Below are 21,262 nucleotides of genomic sequence, written 5' to 3'. Positions count from 1 at the left end.
AAATACCTGGCCCGTGTGGGGCGGGCCGCGTTATCCTCGGCCTCATGAACGTCATGCGCCGCAGTTTCAGCACCGCGACCGCGCGAGCGACCAGCTCGCCGGTCGCCGCCGCCTGACGTATCCACCTTTCCACCGGCGACCGGAAACGGCCGCCGGTGTTTTCGTTGTCGCAGTACGTTCCGCCCGGCCGCTTCCGGTGCCTTCCGCCCGCATCACGCGAAGGAGTCACCTCATGCGCACCGACGACGTCATCCGCACGTTCACCGAGTTCTACGAGGACCGCGGCCACCGCCCCGTCACCGGTTCGACGCTGCTGCCGCCGCCCGGCGACCCGGTCCTGTTCACCACCTCCGGGATGCACCCGCTCACCCCGTACCTGGAGGGCCGCCCCCATCCGCTCGGCCGACGGCTCGTCAACGTACAGCGGTGTCTGCGGACCACGGACCTGGAGGAGGTCGGCGACCCCACGCATCTGACGGTCTTCGAGATGCTCGGCACGTGGTCGCTCGGCGACTACGAGGGGCCGCAGAGCCTGGAGTGGGGGTACGAGCTGCTCACCGAGGGCTTCGGCATCGATCCCGGGATGCTGTACGTGACCGTGTTCGGCGGCGACGGGCAGGTGGGCCCCGACACCCGTTCCCGGGAGGTGTGGGAGCGGCGCGGGGTGCCGGTCGAGGAGACCGTCGAGGACAACTGGTGGGACAACGGGCCGACCGGTCCGTGCGGTCCGGACTCGGAGATCTTCCTGTGGACCGGTGACACCCCGCCGGAGTCGAGCCCGACCAAGGACGAGCGCTGGGTGGAGATGTGGAACCACGTGACGATGCGTTACCGGCGCCTCGACGACGGCTCGTTGGTGCCGCTCCCCCAGCGCAACGTCGACACCGGGCTCGGCGTCGAGCGTCTTTCCACGCTGCTCCAGGGCCGCTCGTCCGTCTTCGAGTGCGACGTCTTCGATCCGTGGCGGCGGCTCCTTCCGGGCCTGTGGCCGCTGGACGAGCCGTCGCTGCGGGTGGTGAGCGACCATCTGCGCTCGTCCGTCGTGGTCGTCGGCGACGACGTGCGGCCGTCGAACACCGGGCGCGGCTACGTGCTGCGCCGGCTGCTCCGACGGGTGCTCACCGTGCTGCGCCGCGAGGACCCGACCCGCACCCTCGGTGACCTGCCGGTCGAGCTGATCCGGCACACCCTCGACCACTTCCGCCAGGACGTCGACCCGTCGTACGTCCGTCAGGTGCTGCTCGACGAGGAGCTGAGCTTCGACCGGCTCCTGGAGCGCGGCAGGAAGCTGCTGTCGCGGCCGCGGTTCCAGGGCTCGCTGACCGAGGAGGACCTGCACTATCTGCACGACACGCACGGGCTGCCGCGCGAGCTCGTGCTGAGCCTGCGGGAGCAGTAGGCGCGCCACCGGCGGGGCTGTCGGCTACACCGGCAGCCCCTTCGGCTCCTTGACGCGCTTCATGATGATCTGCGAGTTCACCTCGGTGACCCCGTCGAGCGCGGTGAGCCGCTCGATCCACAGGCGTTCGTACGCGGCGAGGTCGGCGACCGCGATGCGCAGCATGCAGCCGGGGCTGCCGAAGAGCCGGTAGGCCTCGATGACGTCGGGAATGTCCTGGAGCGCGTGCTCGAAGGCCTCGACGGAGGCGCGGTCGCGGCGCACCTCGATGGAGACGAGGACCTCGAAGCCGCGGCCGACGGCCTCCGGGTCGACGACCGCGCGATAGCCCTGGATGACGCCGTCCTTCTCCAGCTGCCGCACGCGGCGCATGCACGGGGACGGGCTGAGGCCCACGCGGGCGGCCAGGTCCTGATTGCTCAGGCGGCCGTCCTCCTGGAGCTCGCGCAAGATATGCAGGTCGATCCGGTCCATGGCGCAATCATGCACCAGGCTTCGCGCGATCATCGGCCAGGATTCGCAATCCGATTGCGCAGATCACGATTTATCCTTGCTGTAGATCGAACATACGCTCCCCACGCGCGCGGGAGCGCCGACACTTGGCGAGGCAGGTCCCATGGCACGCATCACCCTCATCAGCACCGGAGGCACCATCGCCAGCCGCTGGCAGGGCACCGGTTACGCCGCCGACGCCGGCGGCGACACGGTGCTGGCGACGGCCGCGCTGCCGGAGGGTGTCGAGGTGGACGTCGTCGACCTGTTCAACGTGAACAGCTCGCGGATGACGACGGAGCTCCAGCTGACGCTGCTGCGCACGGTGCGCGAGGTGCTGGCCGACCCGGCCGTCGACGGCATCGTGGTCACGCACGGCACGGACACCCTGGAGGAGTCCGCGTTCCTGCTCGACCTGCACCACGACGACCCGCGGCCGGTCGTCTTCACCGGCGCCCAGAAGCCGCTCGGCGAGGCCGAGGGCGACGGACCGGGGAACATGTACGACGCGCTGCAGGTCGCCGCGAACGTCCGGGACATGGGCGTGCTCATCGCCTTCGACGGCAAGGTGCACGCGGCCCGCGGCACCGTGAAGACCCAGACCCTCGCGGCCGACGCCTTCGCCGACCCGTCCGCGGGACCGCTCGGCCGCCTCGGCTTCGGCCGCGTCGACCTGCGCCACAAGCCGAGCCGCCCGGCCCCGCTGCCGCGGCCGGAGGCCGATGTCGCGATACCGCGCGTCGACATCGTCATGCACCACAGCGACGCCGACGCCACGCTCTTCGACGCGGCCGTCGCCGCGGGCGCGCGCGGCATCGTGCTGGTGGCCACGGGCGCGGGCAACGCCACGCCCGAGCTGGTCGACGCGGTGTCCGCCGCCGTACGCCGCGGGGTCCTCGTCGCCGTTTCTACGCGCGTACCCGCGGGCCCGCTGGCCGAGATCTACACGGGCGGCGGCGCCGTGGACCTGGTCGCCGCGGGCGCCGTCCTCAGCGGCACGCTGCGCGCGGGCCAGACCCGGATCGCGGTCCTGGCCGCGCTGCTCGCGGACGTCTCCCCCGCCGCCCGCCCTGACCTGCTCGGCCGGCTGATCGACGCGCCGGGCCCGCTCCCCCAGGAGCAGGCCGCCGCGTAACCGGGGTCAGAACTCCACGGCCTCTTCGTTGGGCGCGAGGCTGTCCATGAACGAGCTGACCGAGAACACGGCCCGGCCCGCACCCGCCGGACCGTATCCGGGAGGCGAGGAGAGGCCGTGCTCGTCCATGGCGTTGCGGTACGCGTCGAGCAGCCGGATGTGGTACTCCAGCGGCGCGCCGTTCGGGTTCTCCTTGCCGAGCGGCGTCGTCGGCTCGGGGCACCACGTGGTGAAGCGCGGCGTGATGCCGTTCGACATGAAGAAGTTCAGGCCCTCGGTGGTGGAGGCGATGGCCTCGTCGACCGTCTTGAAGCCGAACGGCTCGGCCATCTCGACGCCCGCCACGAAGTTCGGGATCACGTTGCGCGCGCCGAAGACCTCGCGCGAGTCGAGGATCCGCTTGTGCCACTCGTCACGCCCGACGTAGCGCTCCTTGCCGGGGCAGTACATCTTGAACAGGTACTCGTCCCACACCTCGAAGTTCGGGTGGTAGATCTGCACGCCGTAGTCCTTGAAGCGCTGCACATCGTCCTTGGGCAGCGCCTGGGCGACGACCTTGCCGATCCAGCGGTCCGGGAAGTACTCCTCGATGGCCTTGGCGTACCGGCCGTAGAAGTCCGCCTCGTCCAGACCCTGGACCTTCGACGTGATCGCGCCGCCGGTCAGCGTGTACGCCTTCGACGCCTTCGCGGTGTCGTACTTGTCGATGATCTCCAGGGCCTCGAGGACCTCGTCGACGTCCTTCACGCCCGTGTACGGACGGCCCGCCGCCTTGTGCTGGCGCCAGTTGTGGTTGATGTCGCAGTACTGGCACTCCTCCTTGGCGCCGAAGTACTGGCAGACCCGGAACGCGGTCAGGTAGATCAGGTAGCCCCACTGGATCGTGGGCGCCACCTCCATGACCGACTTCCCGTTGGAGAGCTTGTGCCGGTAGTACTCCGGCATCGGCGGCACGCCCACGTCGGAGATCCGCTTGCCGTCGAGGTACAGGCCGAGCATGCCGTCCTCGTTCGCCGCGACGCGGTACGGCGAGCTCGGGTTCACGCGCACCGAGACGACCGTGCGGCGCAGGTCGTAGGGGCCGCCGGTGAGGACGATCTCCTCGGGCGGGCGGCGCAGCGCGGCCTCGCCCAGCTCCGGGAGGGTGCCGTGGTCGAAGGAGAAGATGAAGTACGACTTCGGCTTGACCTCGCCGTCCTCGTTGTCGCTCAGCGCCGACGCGTCGAAGGCGACGCCGCCGCGCAGCAGGTCCTCCTTGAAGACCGCTTCCCTCGGAACGTGCGGGAAGCGCTCCATCAGGTCCTCTACCAGCGCCGTACGGCTCTGCATCCCGTTACTCCTCGACCCTCTGCTGTGCAGCGTTTTCTACGGTTTCTCGACTCCTCACGGTACGCCCCGGCCGCCGGTCAGCCGTGCCGGGTCCCCGCTCGGGCCACGATGTGGGCGGGCGCGGTGATGCCGACGGGCAGCAGCGGATCGGCCGTGGGGGCGCCCCAGCGGGCGTTCAGCGGCAGGGTCCCGGCCCACAGGCCGAGCTCGGCGTCGGCCGACCCGCCGTCATCGGGCGCGCCGGAGCGGATCGTCACGGAGGCCTCTTCGGTGATCACGCCGCGGCCGGCCATGACACCGAGACCGGTACTCCCGTGGGGGTGCCGGTAGTTCATCGGTACCCGTAGCGTTGCGGCCTCGGGGCTCCGCCCCGGTCCCCGCGCCTCAAACGCCGGCGGGGCTGGAATCGCAGAAAGGCGCGCCGTGACGGCTGTCACCAACTGGGCCCGCAACATCACCTTCGCCGCCGATCGGTTGCACCGGCCGGTCACGCTCGACGAGTTGCGTGCGGTCGTCGTCAAGAGCGGGCACATACGGGTGCTCGGCAGCGGGCACTCGTTCAACCGGATCGCCGACGTGGACGCGGAGCGCGACGGCGTGCTCGTGTCACTCGGTGGGCTGCCGAGCGGGATCGACGTCGACACCGCGGAGCGCACCGTCCGGGTGGGCGGCGGCGTGCGCTACGCCGAGCTGGCCGCGGCCCTGCACACGCACGGGCTCGCGCTGCCCAACATGGCCTCGCTGCCGCACATCTCCGTCGCCGGTTCGGTGGCCACCGGCACGCACGGTTCGGGCAACGACAACCGGTCGCTGGCCGAGGCGGTGCGGGCCGTGGAGATCCTGACCGGGGACGGGGAACCGGTCACGCTCGCGCGCGGGGACGCCGGGTTCGAGGGGGCGGTCGTCTCCCTCGGCGCGCTCGGCGTGGTGCTGTCGTTGACCCTGGACGTGGAGCCGTCCTTCGACGTCGCGCAGCACGTGTTCCGTGAACTTCCCTTCCAGGGGCTCGACTTCGAGGCCGTGTCGTCCGCCGCGTACAGCGTGAGCCTGTTCACCGGCTGGCGCGGGCCGCGCTTCGACCAGGTCTGGGTGAAGCGGCGGATGCCGGACCCGCTGGACTTCCCGTGGGCCGAGTCCGCCGTCGAGGCCGCGCACCCGGTGCCGGGGATGCCCGCCGTGCACTGCACCGAGCAGTTCGGGGTGCCGGGGCCCTGCCACGAGCGGCTGCCGCACTTCCGGGCGGAGTTCACGCCGAGCAGCGGCGACGAGCTGCAGTCGGAGTACCTGCTGCCGCGCGAGCACGCCGTCGCCGCGCTGACCGCCCTCGACGCGGTGCGCGAGCGGATCGCCCCGGTGCTCCAGGTCTGCGAGGTGCGCACGGTAGCCGCCGACACACAGTGGCTCAGCCCCGCGTACGGCCGGGACACGGTCGCCTTCCACTTCACGTGGGTCGCGAACGCGGAGCGGGTGCTTCCGGTGGTCTCGCTGGTGGAGGAACGGCTGCGGGAGTTCGGGCCGCGGCCGCACTGGGGGAAGGTCTTCACGGCCGATCCCGCGCGGGTCGCCGAGCGGTATCCGCGCGCCGCGGACTTCGTGGCGCTGGCCGAACGGCTCGATCCGGAGGGCAAGTTCAGCAACGCGTTCGTGCGGGGGATGCTGCCGCGGGGTGCGTGAGGCCGCCGAGTGGGCGACTTTTGAAAGCCCTTTCTCCAACCCCTTGTCGAAGTCCGTCCGGCGCTCCTAGCCTGACGGCATGAAGCGCACGTCCCGCGACATACGGACGGCGAACCGGTACGAGGTGCTGCGCCGCTGCCTCGGCAGGACCGCCGTCTCCCGGCAGGAGCTGGCCGCCGAGACGGGCCTCAGCTCGGCGACCGTCGCCACGCTCGTCGGGGAACTGCTCGACCTCGGCATCCTGGTCACGGGTGGCTTCGTGGACTCGGCGGGCGGGCGGCCCCGCGGCCTCGTGTCCGTCGACGCGGGGCACGGTTCGCTCGTCGGCGTGGACGTCGCGGAGACGTATGTGCACGCCGAGCTGTTCGACCTGAACCTGCGGGTCACCGCCCGCGCCGACCGCGAACTGCGGCCGGGTGCGCACGATCCGGGGCACGTGGCCGCCGTGATCGCCGACGCCGTCCGGGCCGTGCTCGACACCGCCGTGATCGCCGGCGCCGGGCCCGTGCTCGGCGTCGGCGTCTGCATGCCAGGGCTCGTCGACCGCGAGGGCGGCATCAGCGTGTACGCCCCGAACTGGGGCTGGCACGGCGCGGTACCGCTGCGCGAACTCCTCGCCCAGCACCTCGACGTACCCCTCTACCTGGACAATCCGCTGCGCGCCTCCACCGTCGCCGAGCTGTGGTTCGGGGCGGCGCGCGGGCGGGACGACGCGGTCGTCGTCAACCTCGGCACCGGTGTCGGCGCGGGGCTCGCGCTCGGCGGGGCGCTGCACCGGGGTGTCACCAACAGCGCCGGCGAGTGGGGGCACACCACGCTCGTGCTCGACGGGCGGCCGTGCCACTGCGGGGACCGGGGGTGCGTGGAGGCGTACGTGGGGGCGCCGGGCATCATGCGCACCCTGCGGGAGCTGTGTCCCGGCTCGCCGCTGCTGCACCCGGACGACCAGACCGCCACGATCTCGGCCATCGGGCGGGCCGCGGCGGAGGGCTCCGCCGAGGCGCTGGATGTGGTGCGGGAGACCGCGCGGTATCTCGGGGCGGCGGTCGGTGACCTGGTCAATCTGCTCAACCCCGAGGTCGTGGTGCTCAGCAGTTGGGTGGCGGGGCGGCTCGGTGAGCCGCTGTTGCGCGAGGTGCGGACGGCCGTGGCACGGCATGCGCTCGCGGGGCCGTTCGGAGCGGCCGAGATCGTTCTTTCGCCCGTTCCCACGGATCCGGTGAGTCTCGGGGCGGCGACGTTCGCGCTGGAGGGATTCGTGGGCGCGTGATGTGCCCGCTCAAGAAATGCCCCAAGGGGCTCGAAGCAACGGACTCGACTTAGGGAGCGTCATGTCCATCGCCTACGTAACCGACCCGTCCCCCGGCCACGGCGCGCTCCCGCCCCGGGCCTGGTACGCCGAATCGTCCGCCAACTCGCTTTCGTTGAACGGCACTTGGAGCTTTCGACTGGCGGCGCGGGCCGACGCGCACGACGGCTCCTTCGCCTCCCCGGGGTACGAGGCCGACGGCTGGAGCGACGTCTCCGTACCCGGGCACTGGGTGTTGCAGGGGCACGGCGCGCCCGCCTACACGAACGTCCTCTACCCCTTCCCCGTCGACCCACCCCGCGTCCCCGACGAGAACCCCACCGGGGACCATCTGCGCGTCTTCGACCTGCCCGGCGACTGGCCCGATGACGGGTCGGCCGTGGTCCGCTTCGACGGAGTCGAGTCCTGCGCGCGGGTGTGGCTGAACGGCACGGAGCTGGGCGAGTTCAAGGGCAGCCGGCTGCCGCACGAGTTCGAGGTCGGCCACCTCCTCGCCCCCACCGGCAACGTGCTGGCGGTCCGCGTGCACCAGTGGTCGGCGGGCTCCTACCTGGAGGACCAGGACCAGTGGTGGCTGCCCGGCATCTTCCGCGACGTGACCCTGCTGCACCGTCCCGCCGGCGGCGCCGGGGACTTCTTCACGCACGCCTCCTACGACCACACCACCGGCCTCGGCACACTCCGCGTCGACAGTGCGGTGGCCGGGCGGATCACCGTGCCCGAGCTGGGCGTGGACGTGGCCACCGGGGAGTCCGTGGCCGTCGCCGTCGAGCCGTGGACGGCCGAGACGCCGCGTCTGTACGACGGTGAGCTGGTGACGGCCGGTGAGCGGGTGCCGCTGCGGATCGGCTTCCGCACCGTGGAGCTGTCCGACGGCCTGATCAAGGTCAACGGCACGCCGGTCCTGTTCAAGGGCGTCAACCGGCACGAGTGGCACCCCGAGCACGGCCGCGCGCTCGACCTCGACACCATGCGCCGCGACGTCGAGTTGATGAAGTCCCACAACATCAACGCCGTCCGCACCTCCCACTACCCGCCCCACCCGGCCTTCCTCTCCCTCTGCGACGAGTACGGGCTGTGGGTGATCGACGAGTGCGACCTGGAGACCCACGGCTTCGTCGAGCAGGGCTGGCGCGACAACCCCGTCGACGACGAGCGCTGGACCCCCGCGCTGCTCGACCGGGCCGCCCGCATGGTCGAGCGCGACAAGAACCACCCGTCCATCGTGCTGTGGTCGCTGGGCAACGAGGCGGGCACCGGGCGCGGGCTCACCGCCATGGCCGAGTGGATCCGCGCGCGCGACCCCGAGCGCCTCGTCCACTACGAGGGCGACATCAACTGCCGTGACACCGACGTCTATTCGCGCATGTACGCCGATCACGCCGAGGTCGAGCGGATCGGCCGGGGCCTCGACGGCGGCCCGGAGCGGCGCCGCGGCCTGCCCTTCATCCAGTGCGAGTACGCGCACGCCATGGGCAACGGGCCGGGCGGACTCGCCGACTACCAGCGGCTGTTCGAGAAGTACGACCGGCTTCAGGGCGCGTTCGTCTGGGAGTGGATCGACCACGGGATCGCCGACGAGCGGTACGGGTACGCGTACGGCGGCGACTTCGGCGAGGAGCTGCACGACGGGAACTTCGTCTGCGACGGGCTGCTGTTCCCCGACCGGACGCCGTCGCCGGGGCTCGTCGAGTTCAAGAAGGTGATCGAGCCCGTCCGGATCGCCGTCGACGGGGACGCCGGGGCGGTACGTGTCACCAACCGCTACGACTTCCGCGACCTGTCCCACCTCTCCTTCGACTGGGCGTACGAGGTGGAGGGCAAGGCCGCCGAGCGCGGCACCCTCACCGTTCCGCCGCTCGGCCCCGGCGAGTCCGCCGACGTGAAGCTGTCGGCGCCCGGGGCGAGTGACGGTTACTGGACGGTCCGGGCCCTGGACGGTGACGGCCATGAGGTGGCGTGGGGTCAGAGCACCCCGCGCTCTCGAACGTCCGTGGTCCGCACGGCAGTTGGCGCTTCTCCACGCACCACCGACGGCATTCTCACGCTCGGCCCCGCCACCTTCGACGCCCGCACCGGCGACCTGCGCGCCATCGGCGGCGTGACACTGGCCTCCGCTCCCCGGCTCGACGTGTGGCGCGCCCCCACGGACAACGACGACGGCGCGAGCTGGCAGGACGACGAGCGGATCGGGCTGCTGTGGCGGACGTTCGGCCTGCACCGCATGCAACACCGTGTGGACGGCGTCGAGTCGGACGGGGAGGCGCTGACCGTGCGCACCCGGGTCGGTCCTGCGAGCCGGGACATCGGGCTGCGGGCGGACTACCGCTGGACGGCCGACGAGCGGCGGCTGCGGCTCACCGTGTCCGTCGTCCCCGAGGGCGACTGGCGGCTCCCGCTCCCCCGGCTCGGTGTCCGGCTCGGGCTGCCCGTGGGGGACTTGGGCGTGCGCTGGTTCGGCGGCGGGCCCGGCGAGGCGTACCCGGACACGCGGGCGGCGGCGCGGCTCGGCCTGTGGGAGTCCGACGTGGCCGGGCTGCACACCCCGTACGTGCGGCCGCAGGAGAACGGGGCCCGGGTCGACGTCCGCTGGGCGGAGCTCGGCGGCCTGCGCATCGAGGGCGAGCCGGCCTACGCGCTGACGGCCCGCCGCTGGACGACGCAGCAGCTCGACGCGGCCGCCCACCGCACGGACCTGACGCCGGGCGACACGCTGTGGGTGCATCTCGACCACGCGCAGCAGGGCATCGGCTCGCAGTCCTGCGGGCCGGGTGTGCTGCCTCAGTACCGGCTCACGCCCGTGCCGGCCGAATTCTCGTTCACCTTCGCACAGTTGGCGCCGGTCACAGCCTGACGGCGAACGAGTAGAGGCGGGTGGTCTGCTCCTTGTTCCGGTTGTCGTCCGAGACGAGGAGCAGATGCCTGCGGCCCTTGTACCGTCCGGTCTTGATGGAGGCGCCGAGGGTCATGCCCTCCGCGTTGTCGAGGAGCGGGTTCGATTGGGCGTTCCCGTCGGCGTTCACCTCGCCCGGACTGCCCGCGGGGCACCGGTCGAGGTCGAAGAGGGCCCGGCTCGTGACGTAGACGTCGGCGGGCGCTCCGTACAGCTGCTTCGTGTCGGTCACGTTCTGGGCACCGGCGAGTGAGAGGTCCTTGACGTGGATCGCGTTCCCCAGGCCTCCCACGTACTGCCGTTCCAGGGCGAGCAGCCGGGTCTCGGACACGGCGACGAGGTCCGCGAGGCCGAGCCCCTCGTCGCCCCGGTAGGCGTACTGGACGTCGGGGGTGAAGTCGCCGTCGGCGTGCCGCTCGTAGCGCTGGATGCGCAGGAGGTTGCGGCCACGTTCGTCACCGTCGGCGGCGAGCGGCGTCTCCAGCGCGACGAACAGGTACCTGTCGCCCGGCGACAGGGTCATGGACTCGATGGTGTGGCCGGCCGTCGCGGCACCCTTCGGGTAGATCTCGAATGCCTTGGGCAGCGGCAGCGGGTCACCCGTCTGGCGGCCCGTGCGCAGGTCGAAGCGGCGGATGGAGGGACCGGTCTCGCCGGCGACGAGCGCCGTCCGCCCGCCCTTCTCCACGGCGATGGCCTCGGCGTCGAACCAGTCGCCGAGCGAGGCGCCCTCGGCCGTGCGCAGGGTGCGCGCCCGCTGGGCCTGCGGCGCCAGCTCACTGGGCGAGCGGAGCTCGATCGGGAAGATCCGCGTGGCGTCGTTGTCGGCCACCGCGTAGACCTTCTTCGGGTCGTCGGGCGCGTACGCGAGGCCGGAGAGGCCCGCCACCGGCTCGTTCTCCACCTCGTCCTTGTCCAGGTCGTCGGAGTGGTCGAGCAGGGCCGCGCGGGGCGAGCACGCGCCGCGTGCCTCGTGGTGGGCGGGCTTGTCCAGCTTGTCCCCGACGTACGGCGCGCCGAACCCGGCGGTGAGCCCGAGCGCGAGGCCGACGGCCAGGGCGCGCCCCCGGTGCGGCGGCGGCGCCGGGGCCGCGGGCGGGTCGGGGGCGGGCTTGCGGGCGGCGTTGCGTACGAAGGCGTACTCGCCCAGCCCGTTCTCGTCCGTGGACAGCGGGGCCGACGCGTCGCTCCGCTCCTGCCGGGCCACCCACTCCTCGACCCGCGTACGGACCCGGTCGAAGACATCCTTCAGGCGGATCGACTCGCCCGCCTCGGCGTCGCCCTGCTGAAGCACCTCCACCAGCGCGCCGGTGAACACGGAGCAGTGGTCCGGGTCGGGGGCGTGCGAGGCACGGTTGTGCGGCGACGAGGCCATCAGATAGAGGCCCTTGAGGTCGCGGACGGAGCGGGCTGCGACCTCGCCTCCGCTCTCTCCCCCGGACATCGAGCCGTCGCGCGTCCACTGGGCGCTGTAGCAGCAGTCCAGGATGAGCACGGTCCTGGGAGCGGGCGAGCGGCTGATGGCCTTGCGTACGTACTTGGTGTCGACGCAGGTCTCCGGCTGTCCCCGCTCCGTGTCGGGCAGCGTCAGGAACAGCCGGTTGTCCTCGCCGTCGCGCATGCCGTGGCCCGCGTAGTAGACGATCAGCGTGTCCTCGGCGGCGAGCTCTCCCGCGGCCTCGATCGCGGCGGTCACCTGGCGGGCGGCGAGCGGGTTGGCGAGCACGGTGACCCGGTCGCTCTCGAAGCCGCCGACGGCCGGGTCGAGCAGCACCTCAGTCAGCTGCTCCAGGTTGCGCTGGACGCTGTCGAGGCGCTCCATCGAGTCGTGCCGGTAGTCGTTGACCCCGATCAGCAGGCAAGCCGACTTCTTCGGGTCGACGCGGTGCTGTACTGCGCCCTCGCCGGGCACGGCCTGCGTCATTGCGGCGCTCCCTCGTCGCCGTGCTCGCCCTCACCCTCGCCCTCACGCAGGCCGATGTCGCGCAGCAGTCCGCCGATCCGCTCGACGTCCTCGCCCCGCACGACGAACGTGAGCTCGCCCTCGTGTCCGCGGCTGCGCCACCAGCCGCGGACGCTGTGCGTCACCTCGATCGCCAGGGACGCCGCTCCGCACGCGACCCCGAACCATTCGAGCAAGTCACCCATCGCACCGGGCCGGTCCTGGTAGACACTCTCGACGCGCATCCCTTCGGACCGCAGTTGGTCGTCGTCCTCCAGCCAGTCCCGCAGCGACTCCAGTTCCTTGTCGCCGCCCGCACCCCGTACGCCCGCTTCGCCCTGCGCGGCCGAGAACCTGATCTCCACGCTTCCCCCTGTCCGCGTGCTCCCCGCGCACGTCGCGAAGACGCTCGCACAACTCCCGTAGCGCGTACGGGAATCACAGGGAAGTCTCCCCGAACGAGAACCCACCCGAACCACTTCGCTCACGCCGCGATCGGAATGTGACGGCTCCCCGCCGCGCACGGCCACGGCCCGGTTGACATCATGGAAGGGTGAACTTCCGGTCGATCTACAGTCACGGTTTCGCGCGGGTCGCCGCGTGCACCGGCCATGCCGCCATCGCCGACCCGCGCACCAACGCGGAGGCCGTCCTGCGCCAGGGCCGCCGCTGCGCCGAGGACGGAGTCGCCGTCGCCCTCTTCCCCGAGATGGGTCTGTGCGGCTACTCCATCGAGGATCTGGTGCTCCAGGACCCGGTCCTCGACGAGGTGGAGGACGCGCTCGCCGACATCGTCACGGGCTCCGCGGACCTCCTGCCGGTGCTCGTGGTCGGCGCGCCGCTGCGCCACCGCAACCGCATCTACAACTGCGCGGTCGTCGTCCACCGCGGCCGGATCCTCGGCGCGGCGCCCAAGTCGTACCTCCCCACCTACCGGGAGTTCTACGAGAAGCGCCAGATCGCGGCGGGCGACGACGAGCGCGGCGGCACGATCCGGGTCGGGGGCGCCGAGGTGCCCTTCGGCACGGACCTCCTCTTCGCGGCCGAGGACGTCCCGGGGCTCGTCCTGCACGCCGAGGTGTGCGAAGACATGTGGGTCCCGGTGCCGCCCAGCGCGGAGGCCGCCCTCGCCGGTGCGACCGTGCTCCTCAACCTCTCCGGCAGCCCCATCACGGTCGGCCGCGCGGAGGACCGCAAGCTGCTGTGCCGCTCGGCGTCGGCCCGCTGCCTGGCCGCGTACGTGTACGCGGCGGCCGGAGCGGGCGAGTCCACCACGGACCTCTCGTGGGACGGCCAGACCATGATCTACGAGAACGGGGTGCTGCTCGCCGAGACGGAGCGCTTCCCGCTCGGCGACCAGCACGCCGTCGCCGACCTCGACCTGGACCTGCTGCGCCAGGAGCGGCAGCGGATGGGCACGTTCGACGACAACCGCCGCACGCACGCCGCGCGCACCGGCGACTTCCGCAGGGTGGACTTCCACCTGGACCCGCCGACGAGCACCGACCTGGGTCTCAAGCGCCGCGTCGAGCGCTACCCGTTCGTGCCCGCCGACGCCGAGCGGCTCGCCCAGGACTGCTACGAGGCGTACAACATCCAGGTCTCGGGCCTGGTGCAGCGCATGGGCGCGATCGGCGACCCGAAGATCGTCATCGGTGTCTCCGGCGGCCTCGACTCCACGCACGCCCTGATCGTCGCGGCCCGCGCGATGGACCGTGCGGGCCGCCCCCGCACCGACATCCTGGCCTTCACGATGCCGGGCTTCGCGACGGGCGAGCACACCAAGTCCAACGCGCACGCGCTCATGAAGGCGCTCGGCGTCACGGCCGCCGAACTCGACATCACGGACACCGCCCGGCTGATGCTCCGCGAGATGAACCACCCCTTCGCGGACGGCGAGCCGGCGTACGACGTCACCTTCGAGAACGTCCAGGCGGGCCTGCGCACCGACTACCTGTTCCGGCTCGCCAACCAGCGCGGCGGCATCGTCCTCGGCACCGGCGACCTGTCCGAGCTGGCGCTCGGCTGGTGCACGTACGGCGTCGGCGACCAGATGAGCCACTACAACGTCAACAGCGGCGTGCCCAAGACGCTCATCCAGCACCTCATCCGCTGGGTCGTCAGCAGCGGCCAGTTCGGCGACGAGGCCGGGAAGATCCTCACCGCGATCCTCGACACGGAGATCAGCCCCGAGCTGGTCCCCGGCGAGGAGCTGCAGTCCACCGAGTCGAAGATCGGCCCGTACGCGCTGCACGACTTCACGCTGTACCACGTGCTGCGGTACGGCTTCCGGCCCTCGAAGATCGCGTTCCTGGCGTGGCACGCCTGGCGGGACGTGGCGGCGGGCGAGTGGCCGCCCGGCTTCCCGGAGGACAAGCGCGGCGCGTACGACCTCGCGGAGATCAAGCACTGGCTGGAGTACTTCTGCCGGCGCTTCTTCCAGTTCGCGCAGTTCAAGCGGTCCGCGATGCCGAACGGCCCGAAGGTGTCGGCGGGCGGTTCCCTGTCGCCGCGCGGCGACTGGCGCGCCCCGTCCGACAGCAATGCCCGGGCGTGGCTGCGGGACCTGGAGCGGTGGGAGTGGCCCGAGGGGGTATGACCCGAGGGAGTGCGACCCGGTGATCACCCGGAGGCGGTCACCGGGCCCGCCCGGAACGTGCGGCGGTACGCCTGCGGGGTGACCCCGATCGTGGCGTGCAGGTGCTGGCGCAGGGAGGTGCCGGTGGCGAAGCCGACCTCCGCCGCGATGCGGTCGACCGGGAGGTCCGTGGATTCCAGCAGGTGGCGGGCGCGGTGCACGCGCTGCAGGATCAGCCAGCGGCCCGGGCTCGTGCCCGTCTCCTCCTGGAAGCGGCGGGCGAAGGTGCGCGGGCTCATCCGGGCGTGCGCGGCCCACTCCCGCAGCGCGAGCGGCCGGTCGAGGCGCTCCAGGGCCCAGGCGCGGGCGGGCGCGGTGCCGCTGTCGCCCTCGTCGGGGACGGGCTGCTCGATGTACTGGGCCTGGCCTCCCTCGCGCCACGGCGGGACGACGCAGCACTTGGCCACGAAGTTGGCGAGGGCGCTGCCGTGGTCGGAGCGCACCAGGTGCAGGCAGACGTCGAGCCCCGAGGCCGCGCCCGCGGACGTCAGCACCTCGCCGTCCTCGACGAACAGCACGTCCGGGTCCAGGGCGACGTGCGGGAACATCCGGCGGAAGCGGTCCGCGAGCGCCCAGTGCGTGGTGGCGCGGCGGCCGTCGAGCATCCCGGCGGCGGCGAGCGCGAACGCTCCCGTGCAGATGGAGACGGTGCGGGCGCCGGGCCGGATCCGGGCGAGCGCGGCCCGTTCGGCGGCGGGCAGCGGCTCGCCGATGCGCGCCATGTCGTACGGCGGGACGATCACGGTGTCCGCGCTCTCCAGCGCCTCCGGGCCGTGCGCGACGGTGATCGTGAAGTCGGCGTCCGTGCGGACGGTGCGGTCCTCGGCCGCGGCGCAGGTCAGCACCTCGTAGGCGGTGCCCGCCGAGCCGAAGACCCGCTTCGGGATGCCGAGCTCGAAGGGGTAGACCCCGTCGAGCGCGAGCACGACCACGCGGTGGGGCTGGCCTTCGGGCGTTCCAGTCGTTTCGGGCGTGCCACTCATGGCACGATTCTATCGCCGAATGACCATCTTGCCATTGTCGGTGCCGCCCCCGCGGGCGCAGGCTGGTCCTATGAGCGACGACAACACCACCGTGACCACCACCGCGACCGCCAGCATGAAGGCCATCGGCCAGGACACCCTCGGGGCGCCCGAGGTGCTCCACGAGATCGACGTTCCGCGGCCGAAGCCGGGCATCGGGCAGATCGTGGTCGCCGTGCACGCGGCGGGCCTCAACCCGACCGACTACAAGCACCGCGCGTTCGGCCTGTTCCTCGGCGAGCCGCCGTTCGTGCTCGGCTGGGACGTGTCCGGGGTCGTCGAGTCCGTGGGGCTCGGCGTCTCGCTGTTCGAGCCGGGCGACGAGGTGCTCGGCATGCTGCCCTACCCGTACGGGGCCGGTTCGCACGCCGAGTACGTGGCCGGGCCCGCCCGCGCCTTCGTGCCGAAGCCCGCGGGGCTGAGCCATGTCGAGGCGGGCGCGCTGCCGCTCGTCGGGCTCACCGCCTGGCAGGCCCTCGTCGATGTCGCCCAACTGGCCCCGGGCCAGCGGGTATTGATCCACGCCGCGGCCGGCGGCGTGGGACACGTGGCCGTACAGATCGCCAAGGCGCGCGGCGCGTACGTCATCGGGACCGCGTCGGCCGCCAAGCACGAGTTCGTACGGGGCCTGGGCGCCGACGAGGTCATCGACTACCGCACCGCCGACTTCGCGGCCGAGACCGGTGACCTCGACGTCGTCCTCGACACCCTCGGCGGCGCGGACCGGCTGCGCTCCCTGGACGTGCTGAAGCCGGGCGGCATCCTCGTCTCGCTGCTGCCGGTCGACTTCGACGAAGTCACGGCGCGGGCCGCCGAGTTGGGCGTGCGGGCCACCGCGATGCTCGTCGAGCACGATCAGGCGGGGATGCGCGCGGTCACCGACCTCGTCACGTCGGGGAAGCTCGCGGTGCACGTGGCGGACACGTATCCGCTGACCGAGGCCGCCAAGGCGCACGCGGAGGGCGACACGGGGCGGGTGACGGGCAAGCTCGTGCTCACGGTGCGGTAGGCGGCCGGGGCCGGATAGCGTCAGGACCATGACCAGCGATTCCTTCACCCGCACCGTCACCTCCGGCACGCTCGTCCTCGACGGCGGCCTGTCCAACCAGTTGGAGGCCGCCGGGCACGATCTGAGCGACGAGCTGTGGTCGGCGCGGCTGCTCGCCGAGGAGCCGGAGGCGGTCGTCGCGGCGCATCGCGCGTACTACGAGGCGGGGGCCGATGTCGCCATCACGGCGAGCTATCAGGCCACCTTCGAGGGGTTCGCGCGGCGCGGGATCGGGCGCGAGAGGGCCCGTGAACTCATCGCCTCCAGTGTGGAGTTGGCGCGCGATGCGGCCACCGGGTTCGACCGACCCCTGTGGGTGGCCGCGTCCGCCGGGCCGTACGGGGCGATGCTCGCCGACGGGTCCGAGTACCGGGGGCGGTACGGGCTGAGCGAGGAGGAGCTGTACGCGTTCCACCGGCCGCGCCTCGAAGTGCTCGCCGAGGCGGCGCCCGACGCGTTCGCCCTGGAGACGGTGCCCGACGCGGACGAGGCGCGGGCGCTGGTGCGGGCGGTGCGGGGGCTCGGGGTGCCGGCCTGGCTTTCGTACAGCGTGGAGGGCGACAGGACGCGTGCCGGGCAGCCGTTGGCGGAGGCGTTCGCGGTGGCTGCCGACACCGAGGAGGTCGTCGCGGTCGGCGTCAACTGCTGCGCCCCGGGAGACGTGGAGGGCGCGGTGCGGACCGCCGCGCGGGTCACCGGCAAACCCGTCGTCGTCTACCCCAACAGCGGCGAGGAGTGGGACGCCGAGGCGCGCGGGTGGGCGGGCCGTGCCACGTTCGCGCCGGACCGGGTGACCGCGTGGCGGGACGCCGGGGCCCGGCTGATCGGCGGCTGCTGCCGGGTCGGGCCGGACGCCGTGGCGGGGATCGCGGCGGCGCTCGGCCGTTAGGACTTGTGCGCCGTCCAGTGGATCGCGCCCGCCAGGTGTGTCCGGAAGGCCGGGTCGGCGTAGGCCTCCGTGGCGTGGCCCAGTGCCGTGTAGAACATGCGGCCGGGGCCGGGCCGCGCGGGATCCCTGCACCACACCAGCGGGTGGTCGCCGCCCATGGCCGCGCCCGAGTACGAGGATTCGTCGGCGTACGCGAGGACCCGCACGGTGGGGTCCTCGCGCGGGTCGGAACGGAAGTCGTACCACTCGTCGGTGAACTCCCAGTCGGGCGGCAGGTGTTGGGTCGCCGGGTGCTCGTGGTCGGTGACGCGGACGCGGCCGGGCTGGTACGCGGGGTGCCGGTCGAAGCGGGCCGCGAGGAGGTCCCCGTAGTAGGGCCAGCCGTACTCGGTGCAGGCCGCCGCGTGCACGCCGACGAAGCCGCCGCCCCCGTCGACGTACGCCGCGAGCCGCGCGCGTCCGGTGGGGGTGAGGACGTCGCCGCTGGTGGAGAGGAAGACGACCGTGTCGGGGCGGGTGTCGAGCGCCCGCTCGAAGTCGGCCGGGTCCTCGGTGTGCCGCACGTCGAAGCCGAGCGTGCGCAGGGCCTCGACGGCGTGCGGGATGGAGTCGTGGCGGTAGTCGGCGGTGCGGGTGTGCACGAGTGTCGTGACGGGCATGCCCGGAGGCTAGTAGGGCTCGCGCTCGCCCTGGTCGAGGCGGAACGGCGGGTACGTGTCCGTCATCAGTCCCCCGTACGCGGCGACGCGCGCCGCCCAGCGGTGCAGGCCGATGTTGAGGTCGTACATGCCGCGCGGGTACGTCCCGGTGAACAGGACGGCGACGGCCGCGTAGAACGTGAGCAGGCCCGCGACGCCGCCCGCCGTGCCGGAGCCGCCCACGAGCAGCGACACGATCAGCCACTGGGGCAGCACGAGCAGCCACCACTTGACCAGGACCAGGCCGCGCGAGAGGTGCTCGGGGTAGGCGACGTCGAGGCGGGCCGGGTAGTCGGGGGCCGGGCCGAGCGTGAACGGCGGGTAGCGGTCGGTGCCGAGGGACCCGTACGAGTAGTAGCCGACGCGCCACGCCCAGCGCATCACCCCGACGTTGAAGTCGAAGAGGAGGCGCGGGTAGTGGGTCGTGAACAGGATCGCGAACAGGGCGACAAGGGTGGCGAGGGCGGAGCCCACGAAGAGGAATGCCAGGACGACGTAGTGCGGCAGCGCGAGCAGCCACTTCACCAGCCACAGCCACCGGGAGACGGCCGGGTCGTAATCGGCTTCCAGCGTGACCGGGCTCGCGGGCGGCGCGGTCGCTACGAGAGTCTCGTTATAGGCCATATGCCTCGTGTACGGCGGTTTCGGGGCGCGCACAAGGAGACGGGCGGTGTCCGTTTCGTACAAGACGGGTCACGGTCGCGCTTCCTACGGTGGACCCATGAACGAGATCCGAATCCGCATGGACGCCATCGGCGTCGCCACCACCGACCTGTCCGCCTCGCTGGCCTTCTACCGCCGCCTCGGCCTCACCTTCCCCGAAGGTGCGGAGCAACTTCCGCACGTGGAAGCGGAGTTGGCGGGCGGCATCCGGCTGATGTTCGACCCGGTCCCGGCCGCCGAGGAGCACGGCCGGGGCCGCATCGCGCTCGCGTTCCACTGCGGGGACGCCGCGGGCGTCGACGCCGCGTACGAGGAGCTGACCGGGGCGGGGAGTCACGGCGAGGCCAAGCCGTGGGACGCGCCGTGGGGGCAGCGGTACGCCGTCGTGCTCGACCCGGACGGGAATCAGGTGGACCTGTTCGCGCCGCTCACCTGAGCAGCAGCCGCCCCAGCGTCGTTCCGGTCAACTCCCGCACGTCCCGCGCCAGATGGGCCTGGTCCGTGTACCCGGCGCGGGCCGCCGCCTCGGCGAACGGGACGTCGGTGCGGGCCAGCGCCAGGGCCCGTTGCAGCCGCAGGACGCGGGCGAGGGTCTTGGGGCCGTAGCCGAACGCGGCCAAGGAGCGGCGGTGCAGGGTGCGGGCGCCGAGGCCGGTCTCCTCGGCGACGGACGTGACGGTGCGGCCCGCGTCGAGCGCCCGCGCCACGTGGGTGAGCAGCGGGTCGGGCGGGCCCGCGGTGTCGGCGAGGCGGGCTGCCAGGGCCTCCAGTTCGGACGCCGGGTCGGCGGCCGCGTCAAGCCGTTCGGTCAGCCGCCGGGCCTCGGCGCCGCGCCACAGGTCCGCCAACTCGACGCGGGTGTCCCGGAGTTCGTGTGCCGGTACGCCGAGATAGCCGGGCGCCGTGCCGGGGGCGAAGCGGATGCCCGCGAAGCGGCGGCCCTCGCCGGGGCCCGTGGGGTGGGCGCGCGTGTCGGGCCCGGCCACGAACAGGCGGCCCTCGCTCCAGATCAGGTCCATGCAGCCGTCGGGCAGGACGGGCGAGGCCGCTCCCCCGCCCCGCGCCACCGTCCGGGTCCACACCGTCGCGCCGGGCACCCGCGATGCCGCCCGCTCCTCGTATCCCCCGGTCATGCCCGGTACTCCTGCGGGCTCACCCCGTACTCCCGCTTGAACGCGGTGGACAGGGCGAACGCGCTGCCGTAGCCGACGCGCCGGGCGATCGCCGCGACGGTCGCCTCCCCCTCGCGCAGCAGGTCCGCGGCGAGCGCGAGGCGCCAGCCGGTCAGGTACGCCATCGGGGGCTCGCCCACGAGTTCCGTGAAGCGGCGGGCGAGCGCGGCCCGCGAGACGCCGCACCGCTCGGCGAGCTCGACGACCGTCCAGGGGTGGGCGGGATCGTCCTGGACGAGGCGCAGCGCGCCGCCCACGACCGGGTCGCCCATCGCCCGGTACCAGGCGGGCGCGTCGGCCTCGGGGCGGGAGAACCAGGCCCGCAGGGAGGTGATGAGCAGCAGGTCGAGGAGGCGGTCGAGGACGACGTCCTGGCCGGGCCCGTCCTTCCCGAGCTCCTCGGCGAGCAGCGGGGTGAGCGGGCAGCGCCACACCTCGGTGGGCAGCACGAGCAGTGCGGGCAGCGCGTCGAGAAGGCGCGCCGTCAGCTCGCCGCGCAGCTGGTACGTGCCGATGAGCATCTTCGCCGGGGCGTCCGGGGACTCGCCCCACTGCCGTACGCCGAGGTCCTTGTAGCGGCCGATGTGCGCGGGGCCGAGCGGGCGGCACACCTGGCCGGGGCCGATCTCGGCGCGCGGCTCGGTGGCCGGGTCGTCGCAGCAGACGTACGGGGCCGGGCCGCGGGCGACGGCGATGTCGCCGGGGCGGATGTGCCGGGGCTTGTCCTCGTCGCCCTCCGGCAGGAGCCACGCCTCGCCCTCCTCCATGATCATCACGGAGAGCGGCGCCTCGTCGGCGATCCGTACGGCCCACGGCGGCTCGAAGCAGGCCCGGATCATGAAGGCCCCGCGCGCCCTCGGCCCTTCGAGGAGCCCTGCGAGTACGTCCATGGGGGCAGCGTAATGGGGCAGCGCAGAGGCAGCTGGACGGACGCGTATGGCGGTGAGCGGCTCGACGAT

19 protein-coding genes are annotated in these 21,262 nt (G+C 72.5%); 9 read left to right on the top strand and 10 right to left on the bottom strand.

The features are described 5' to 3' along the window. Positions 1-232 precede the first annotated feature (232 nt). The gene (locus ACFV9W_RS18705) at positions 233-1,399 is read left to right on the top strand and encodes an alanine--tRNA ligase-related protein (RefSeq protein WP_385762016.1); all 1,167 of its coding nucleotides are present in this window, start codon (positions 233-235) and stop codon (positions 1,397-1,399) included. A gap of 24 nt (positions 1,400-1,423) precedes the next feature. Here the strand turns inward: ACFV9W_RS18705 and ACFV9W_RS18700 are convergent, their stop codons facing one another. Next, positions 1,424-1,873: an Lrp/AsnC family transcriptional regulator gene (locus ACFV9W_RS18700; RefSeq protein WP_385762013.1), complete on the bottom strand. Its 450-nt coding sequence runs from the start codon at positions 1,871-1,873 to the stop codon at positions 1,424-1,426. Between the two features lie 142 nt (positions 1,874-2,015). On the opposite strand from ACFV9W_RS18700, the gene ACFV9W_RS18695 reads away from it, so the two are divergent. Beyond that, positions 2,016-3,026: an asparaginase gene (locus ACFV9W_RS18695; RefSeq protein WP_385762011.1), complete on the top strand. Its 1,011-nt coding sequence runs from the start codon at positions 2,016-2,018 to the stop codon at positions 3,024-3,026. 6 nt (positions 3,027-3,032) lie between these two features. Here ACFV9W_RS18695 and ACFV9W_RS18690 read toward each other — a convergent pair whose 3' ends face one another. Continuing rightward, entirely contained in the window at positions 3,033-4,355 is a 1,323-nt protein-coding gene (locus tag ACFV9W_RS18690) for a radical SAM protein (RefSeq protein WP_385762009.1), read from the bottom strand. Between the two features lie 77 nt (positions 4,356-4,432). Beyond that, on the bottom strand, positions 4,433-4,690 hold the full coding sequence (locus ACFV9W_RS18685; protein WP_385762006.1) for a hypothetical protein: 258 nt from the start codon (positions 4,688-4,690) through the stop codon (positions 4,433-4,435). An 88-nt stretch (positions 4,691-4,778) separates the two neighbouring features. Here ACFV9W_RS18685 and ACFV9W_RS18680 point away from each other — a divergent pair, with 88 nt between their 5' ends. From ACFV9W_RS18680 to ACFV9W_RS18670, 3 genes are all read left to right on the top strand, one after another. After that, on the top strand, positions 4,779-6,029 hold the full coding sequence (locus ACFV9W_RS18680; RefSeq protein ID WP_385762003.1) for an FAD-binding protein: 1,251 nt from the start codon (positions 4,779-4,781) through the stop codon (positions 6,027-6,029). A gap of 79 nt (positions 6,030-6,108) precedes the next feature. After that, entirely contained in the window at positions 6,109-7,299 is a 1,191-nt protein-coding gene (locus ACFV9W_RS18675) for an ROK family protein (protein WP_385762001.1), read from the top strand. Positions 7,300-7,360: 61 nt separating this feature from the next. Continuing rightward, the gene (locus ACFV9W_RS18670) at positions 7,361-10,192 is read left to right on the top strand and encodes a glycoside hydrolase family 2 TIM barrel-domain containing protein (protein ID WP_385761999.1); all 2,832 of its coding nucleotides are present in this window, start codon (positions 7,361-7,363) and stop codon (positions 10,190-10,192) included. Here ACFV9W_RS18670 and ACFV9W_RS18665 read toward each other — a convergent pair. Together ACFV9W_RS18665 and ACFV9W_RS18660 are read right to left on the bottom strand one after the other, a co-directional pair. Continuing rightward, positions 10,182-12,155 (bottom strand): esterase-like activity of phytase family protein, encoded by a 1,974-nt coding sequence (locus ACFV9W_RS18665; RefSeq protein WP_385761996.1) that lies wholly within the window; start codon positions 12,153-12,155, stop codon positions 10,182-10,184. The genes ACFV9W_RS18670 and ACFV9W_RS18665 overlap by 11 nt on opposite strands. After that, entirely contained in the window at positions 12,152-12,538 is a 387-nt protein-coding gene (locus tag ACFV9W_RS18660) for a hypothetical protein (protein ID WP_385761993.1), read from the bottom strand. The genes ACFV9W_RS18665 and ACFV9W_RS18660 overlap by 4 nt, the downstream gene beginning before the upstream one ends. A gap of 188 nt (positions 12,539-12,726) precedes the next feature. On the opposite strand from ACFV9W_RS18660, the gene ACFV9W_RS18655 reads away from it, so the two are divergent. Next, complete coding sequence (locus ACFV9W_RS18655; RefSeq protein WP_385761991.1) at positions 12,727-14,772, top strand: NAD(+) synthase; 2,046 nt, start codon at positions 12,727-12,729, stop codon at positions 14,770-14,772. A gap of 23 nt (positions 14,773-14,795) precedes the next feature. On the opposite strand, the gene ACFV9W_RS18650 is transcribed toward ACFV9W_RS18655, so the two are convergent. Next, a complete protein-coding gene (locus ACFV9W_RS18650; RefSeq protein ID WP_385761988.1) occupies positions 14,796-15,794 on the bottom strand; it encodes a GlxA family transcriptional regulator in 999 nt (332 codons plus the stop codon). A 70-nt stretch (positions 15,795-15,864) separates the two neighbouring features. Here ACFV9W_RS18650 and ACFV9W_RS18645 point away from each other — a divergent pair, with 70 nt between their 5' ends. Together ACFV9W_RS18645 and mmuM are read left to right on the top strand one after the other, a co-directional pair. Next, positions 15,865-16,842 (top strand): NADP-dependent oxidoreductase, encoded by a 978-nt coding sequence (locus tag ACFV9W_RS18645; RefSeq protein WP_385761985.1) that lies wholly within the window; start codon positions 15,865-15,867, stop codon positions 16,840-16,842. Between the two features lie 28 nt (positions 16,843-16,870). Continuing rightward, positions 16,871-17,770: a homocysteine S-methyltransferase gene (gene mmuM / locus ACFV9W_RS18640; RefSeq protein WP_385761982.1), complete on the top strand. Its 900-nt coding sequence runs from the start codon at positions 16,871-16,873 to the stop codon at positions 17,768-17,770. Here mmuM and ACFV9W_RS18635 read toward each other — a convergent pair. Beyond that, on the bottom strand, positions 17,767-18,429 hold the full coding sequence (locus ACFV9W_RS18635) for a ThuA domain-containing protein (protein WP_385761980.1): 663 nt from the start codon (positions 18,427-18,429) through the stop codon (positions 17,767-17,769). The genes mmuM and ACFV9W_RS18635 overlap by 4 nt on opposite strands. Positions 18,430-18,438: 9 nt before the next feature. Then, positions 18,439-19,092, bottom strand: coding sequence for a DUF4389 domain-containing protein (locus tag ACFV9W_RS18630; protein ID WP_385761977.1), 654 nt, complete (start codon positions 19,090-19,092; stop codon positions 18,439-18,441). Positions 19,093-19,189: 97 nt separating this feature from the next. Between ACFV9W_RS18630 and ACFV9W_RS18625 the strand changes: the two genes are divergently transcribed. Further along, positions 19,190-19,567 carry a VOC family protein gene (locus tag ACFV9W_RS18625; RefSeq protein ID WP_385761975.1) on the top strand — a complete coding sequence of 126 codons (378 nt, stop codon included), beginning with the start codon at positions 19,190-19,192 and terminating at the stop codon, positions 19,565-19,567. Here ACFV9W_RS18625 and ACFV9W_RS18620 read toward each other — a convergent pair. Then, positions 19,560-20,264: a helix-turn-helix domain-containing protein gene (locus tag ACFV9W_RS18620; RefSeq protein WP_385761972.1), complete on the bottom strand. Its 705-nt coding sequence runs from the start codon at positions 20,262-20,264 to the stop codon at positions 19,560-19,562. The genes ACFV9W_RS18625 and ACFV9W_RS18620 overlap by 8 nt on opposite strands. Continuing rightward, positions 20,261-21,193 (bottom strand): AraC family transcriptional regulator, encoded by a 933-nt coding sequence (locus ACFV9W_RS18615; RefSeq protein WP_385761970.1) that lies wholly within the window; start codon positions 21,191-21,193, stop codon positions 20,261-20,263. The genes ACFV9W_RS18620 and ACFV9W_RS18615 overlap by 4 nt, the downstream gene beginning before the upstream one ends. Positions 21,194-21,262: the final 69 nt, after the last annotated feature.

The sequence above is a fragment of the Streptomyces sp. NPDC059897 genome (assembly GCF_042730865.1).
In the GTDB taxonomy this organism is placed as follows: Bacteria; Actinomycetota; Actinomycetes; order Streptomycetales; family Streptomycetaceae; genus Streptomyces.
This window is presented reverse-complemented; position numbering and strand designations above follow the sequence as displayed.

What these genes read in the sequence shown, in the direction of transcription:
- ACFV9W_RS18705 (WP_385762016.1), top strand. Translation starts at nt 233, where the DNA reads ATGCGCACCGACGACGTCATCCGCACGTTCACCGAGTTCTACGAGGAC.
- ACFV9W_RS18700 (WP_385762013.1), bottom strand. Translation starts at nt 1,873, where the DNA reads ATGGACCGGATCGACCTGCATATCTTGCGCGAGCTCCAGGAGGACGGC.
- ACFV9W_RS18695 (WP_385762011.1), top strand. Translation starts at nt 2,016, where the DNA reads ATGGCACGCATCACCCTCATCAGCACCGGAGGCACCATCGCCAGCCGC.
- ACFV9W_RS18690 (WP_385762009.1), bottom strand. Translation starts at nt 4,355, where the DNA reads ATGCAGAGCCGTACGGCGCTGGTAGAGGACCTGATGGAGCGCTTCCCG.
- ACFV9W_RS18685 (WP_385762006.1), bottom strand. Translation starts at nt 4,690, where the DNA reads ATGAACTACCGGCACCCCCACGGGAGTACCGGTCTCGGTGTCATGGCC.
- ACFV9W_RS18675 (WP_385762001.1), top strand. Translation starts at nt 6,109, where the DNA reads ATGAAGCGCACGTCCCGCGACATACGGACGGCGAACCGGTACGAGGTG.
- ACFV9W_RS18670 (WP_385761999.1), top strand. Translation starts at nt 7,361, where the DNA reads ATGTCCATCGCCTACGTAACCGACCCGTCCCCCGGCCACGGCGCGCTC.
- ACFV9W_RS18665 (WP_385761996.1), bottom strand. Translation starts at nt 12,155, where the DNA reads ATGACGCAGGCCGTGCCCGGCGAGGGCGCAGTACAGCACCGCGTCGAC.
- ACFV9W_RS18650 (WP_385761988.1), bottom strand. Translation starts at nt 15,794, where the DNA reads ATGAGTGGCACGCCCGAAACGACTGGAACGCCCGAAGGCCAGCCCCAC.
- ACFV9W_RS18645 (WP_385761985.1), top strand. Translation starts at nt 15,865, where the DNA reads ATGAGCGACGACAACACCACCGTGACCACCACCGCGACCGCCAGCATG.
- mmuM (WP_385761982.1), top strand. Translation starts at nt 16,871, where the DNA reads ATGACCAGCGATTCCTTCACCCGCACCGTCACCTCCGGCACGCTCGTC.
- ACFV9W_RS18635 (WP_385761980.1), bottom strand. Translation starts at nt 18,429, where the DNA reads ATGCCCGTCACGACACTCGTGCACACCCGCACCGCCGACTACCGCCAC.
- ACFV9W_RS18630 (WP_385761977.1), bottom strand. Translation starts at nt 19,092, where the DNA reads ATGGCCTATAACGAGACTCTCGTAGCGACCGCGCCGCCCGCGAGCCCG.
- ACFV9W_RS18625 (WP_385761975.1), top strand. Translation starts at nt 19,190, where the DNA reads ATGAACGAGATCCGAATCCGCATGGACGCCATCGGCGTCGCCACCACC.
- ACFV9W_RS18620 (WP_385761972.1), bottom strand. Translation starts at nt 20,264, where the DNA reads ATGACCGGGGGATACGAGGAGCGGGCGGCATCGCGGGTGCCCGGCGCG.
- ACFV9W_RS18615 (WP_385761970.1), bottom strand. Translation starts at nt 21,193, where the DNA reads ATGGACGTACTCGCAGGGCTCCTCGAAGGGCCGAGGGCGCGCGGGGCC.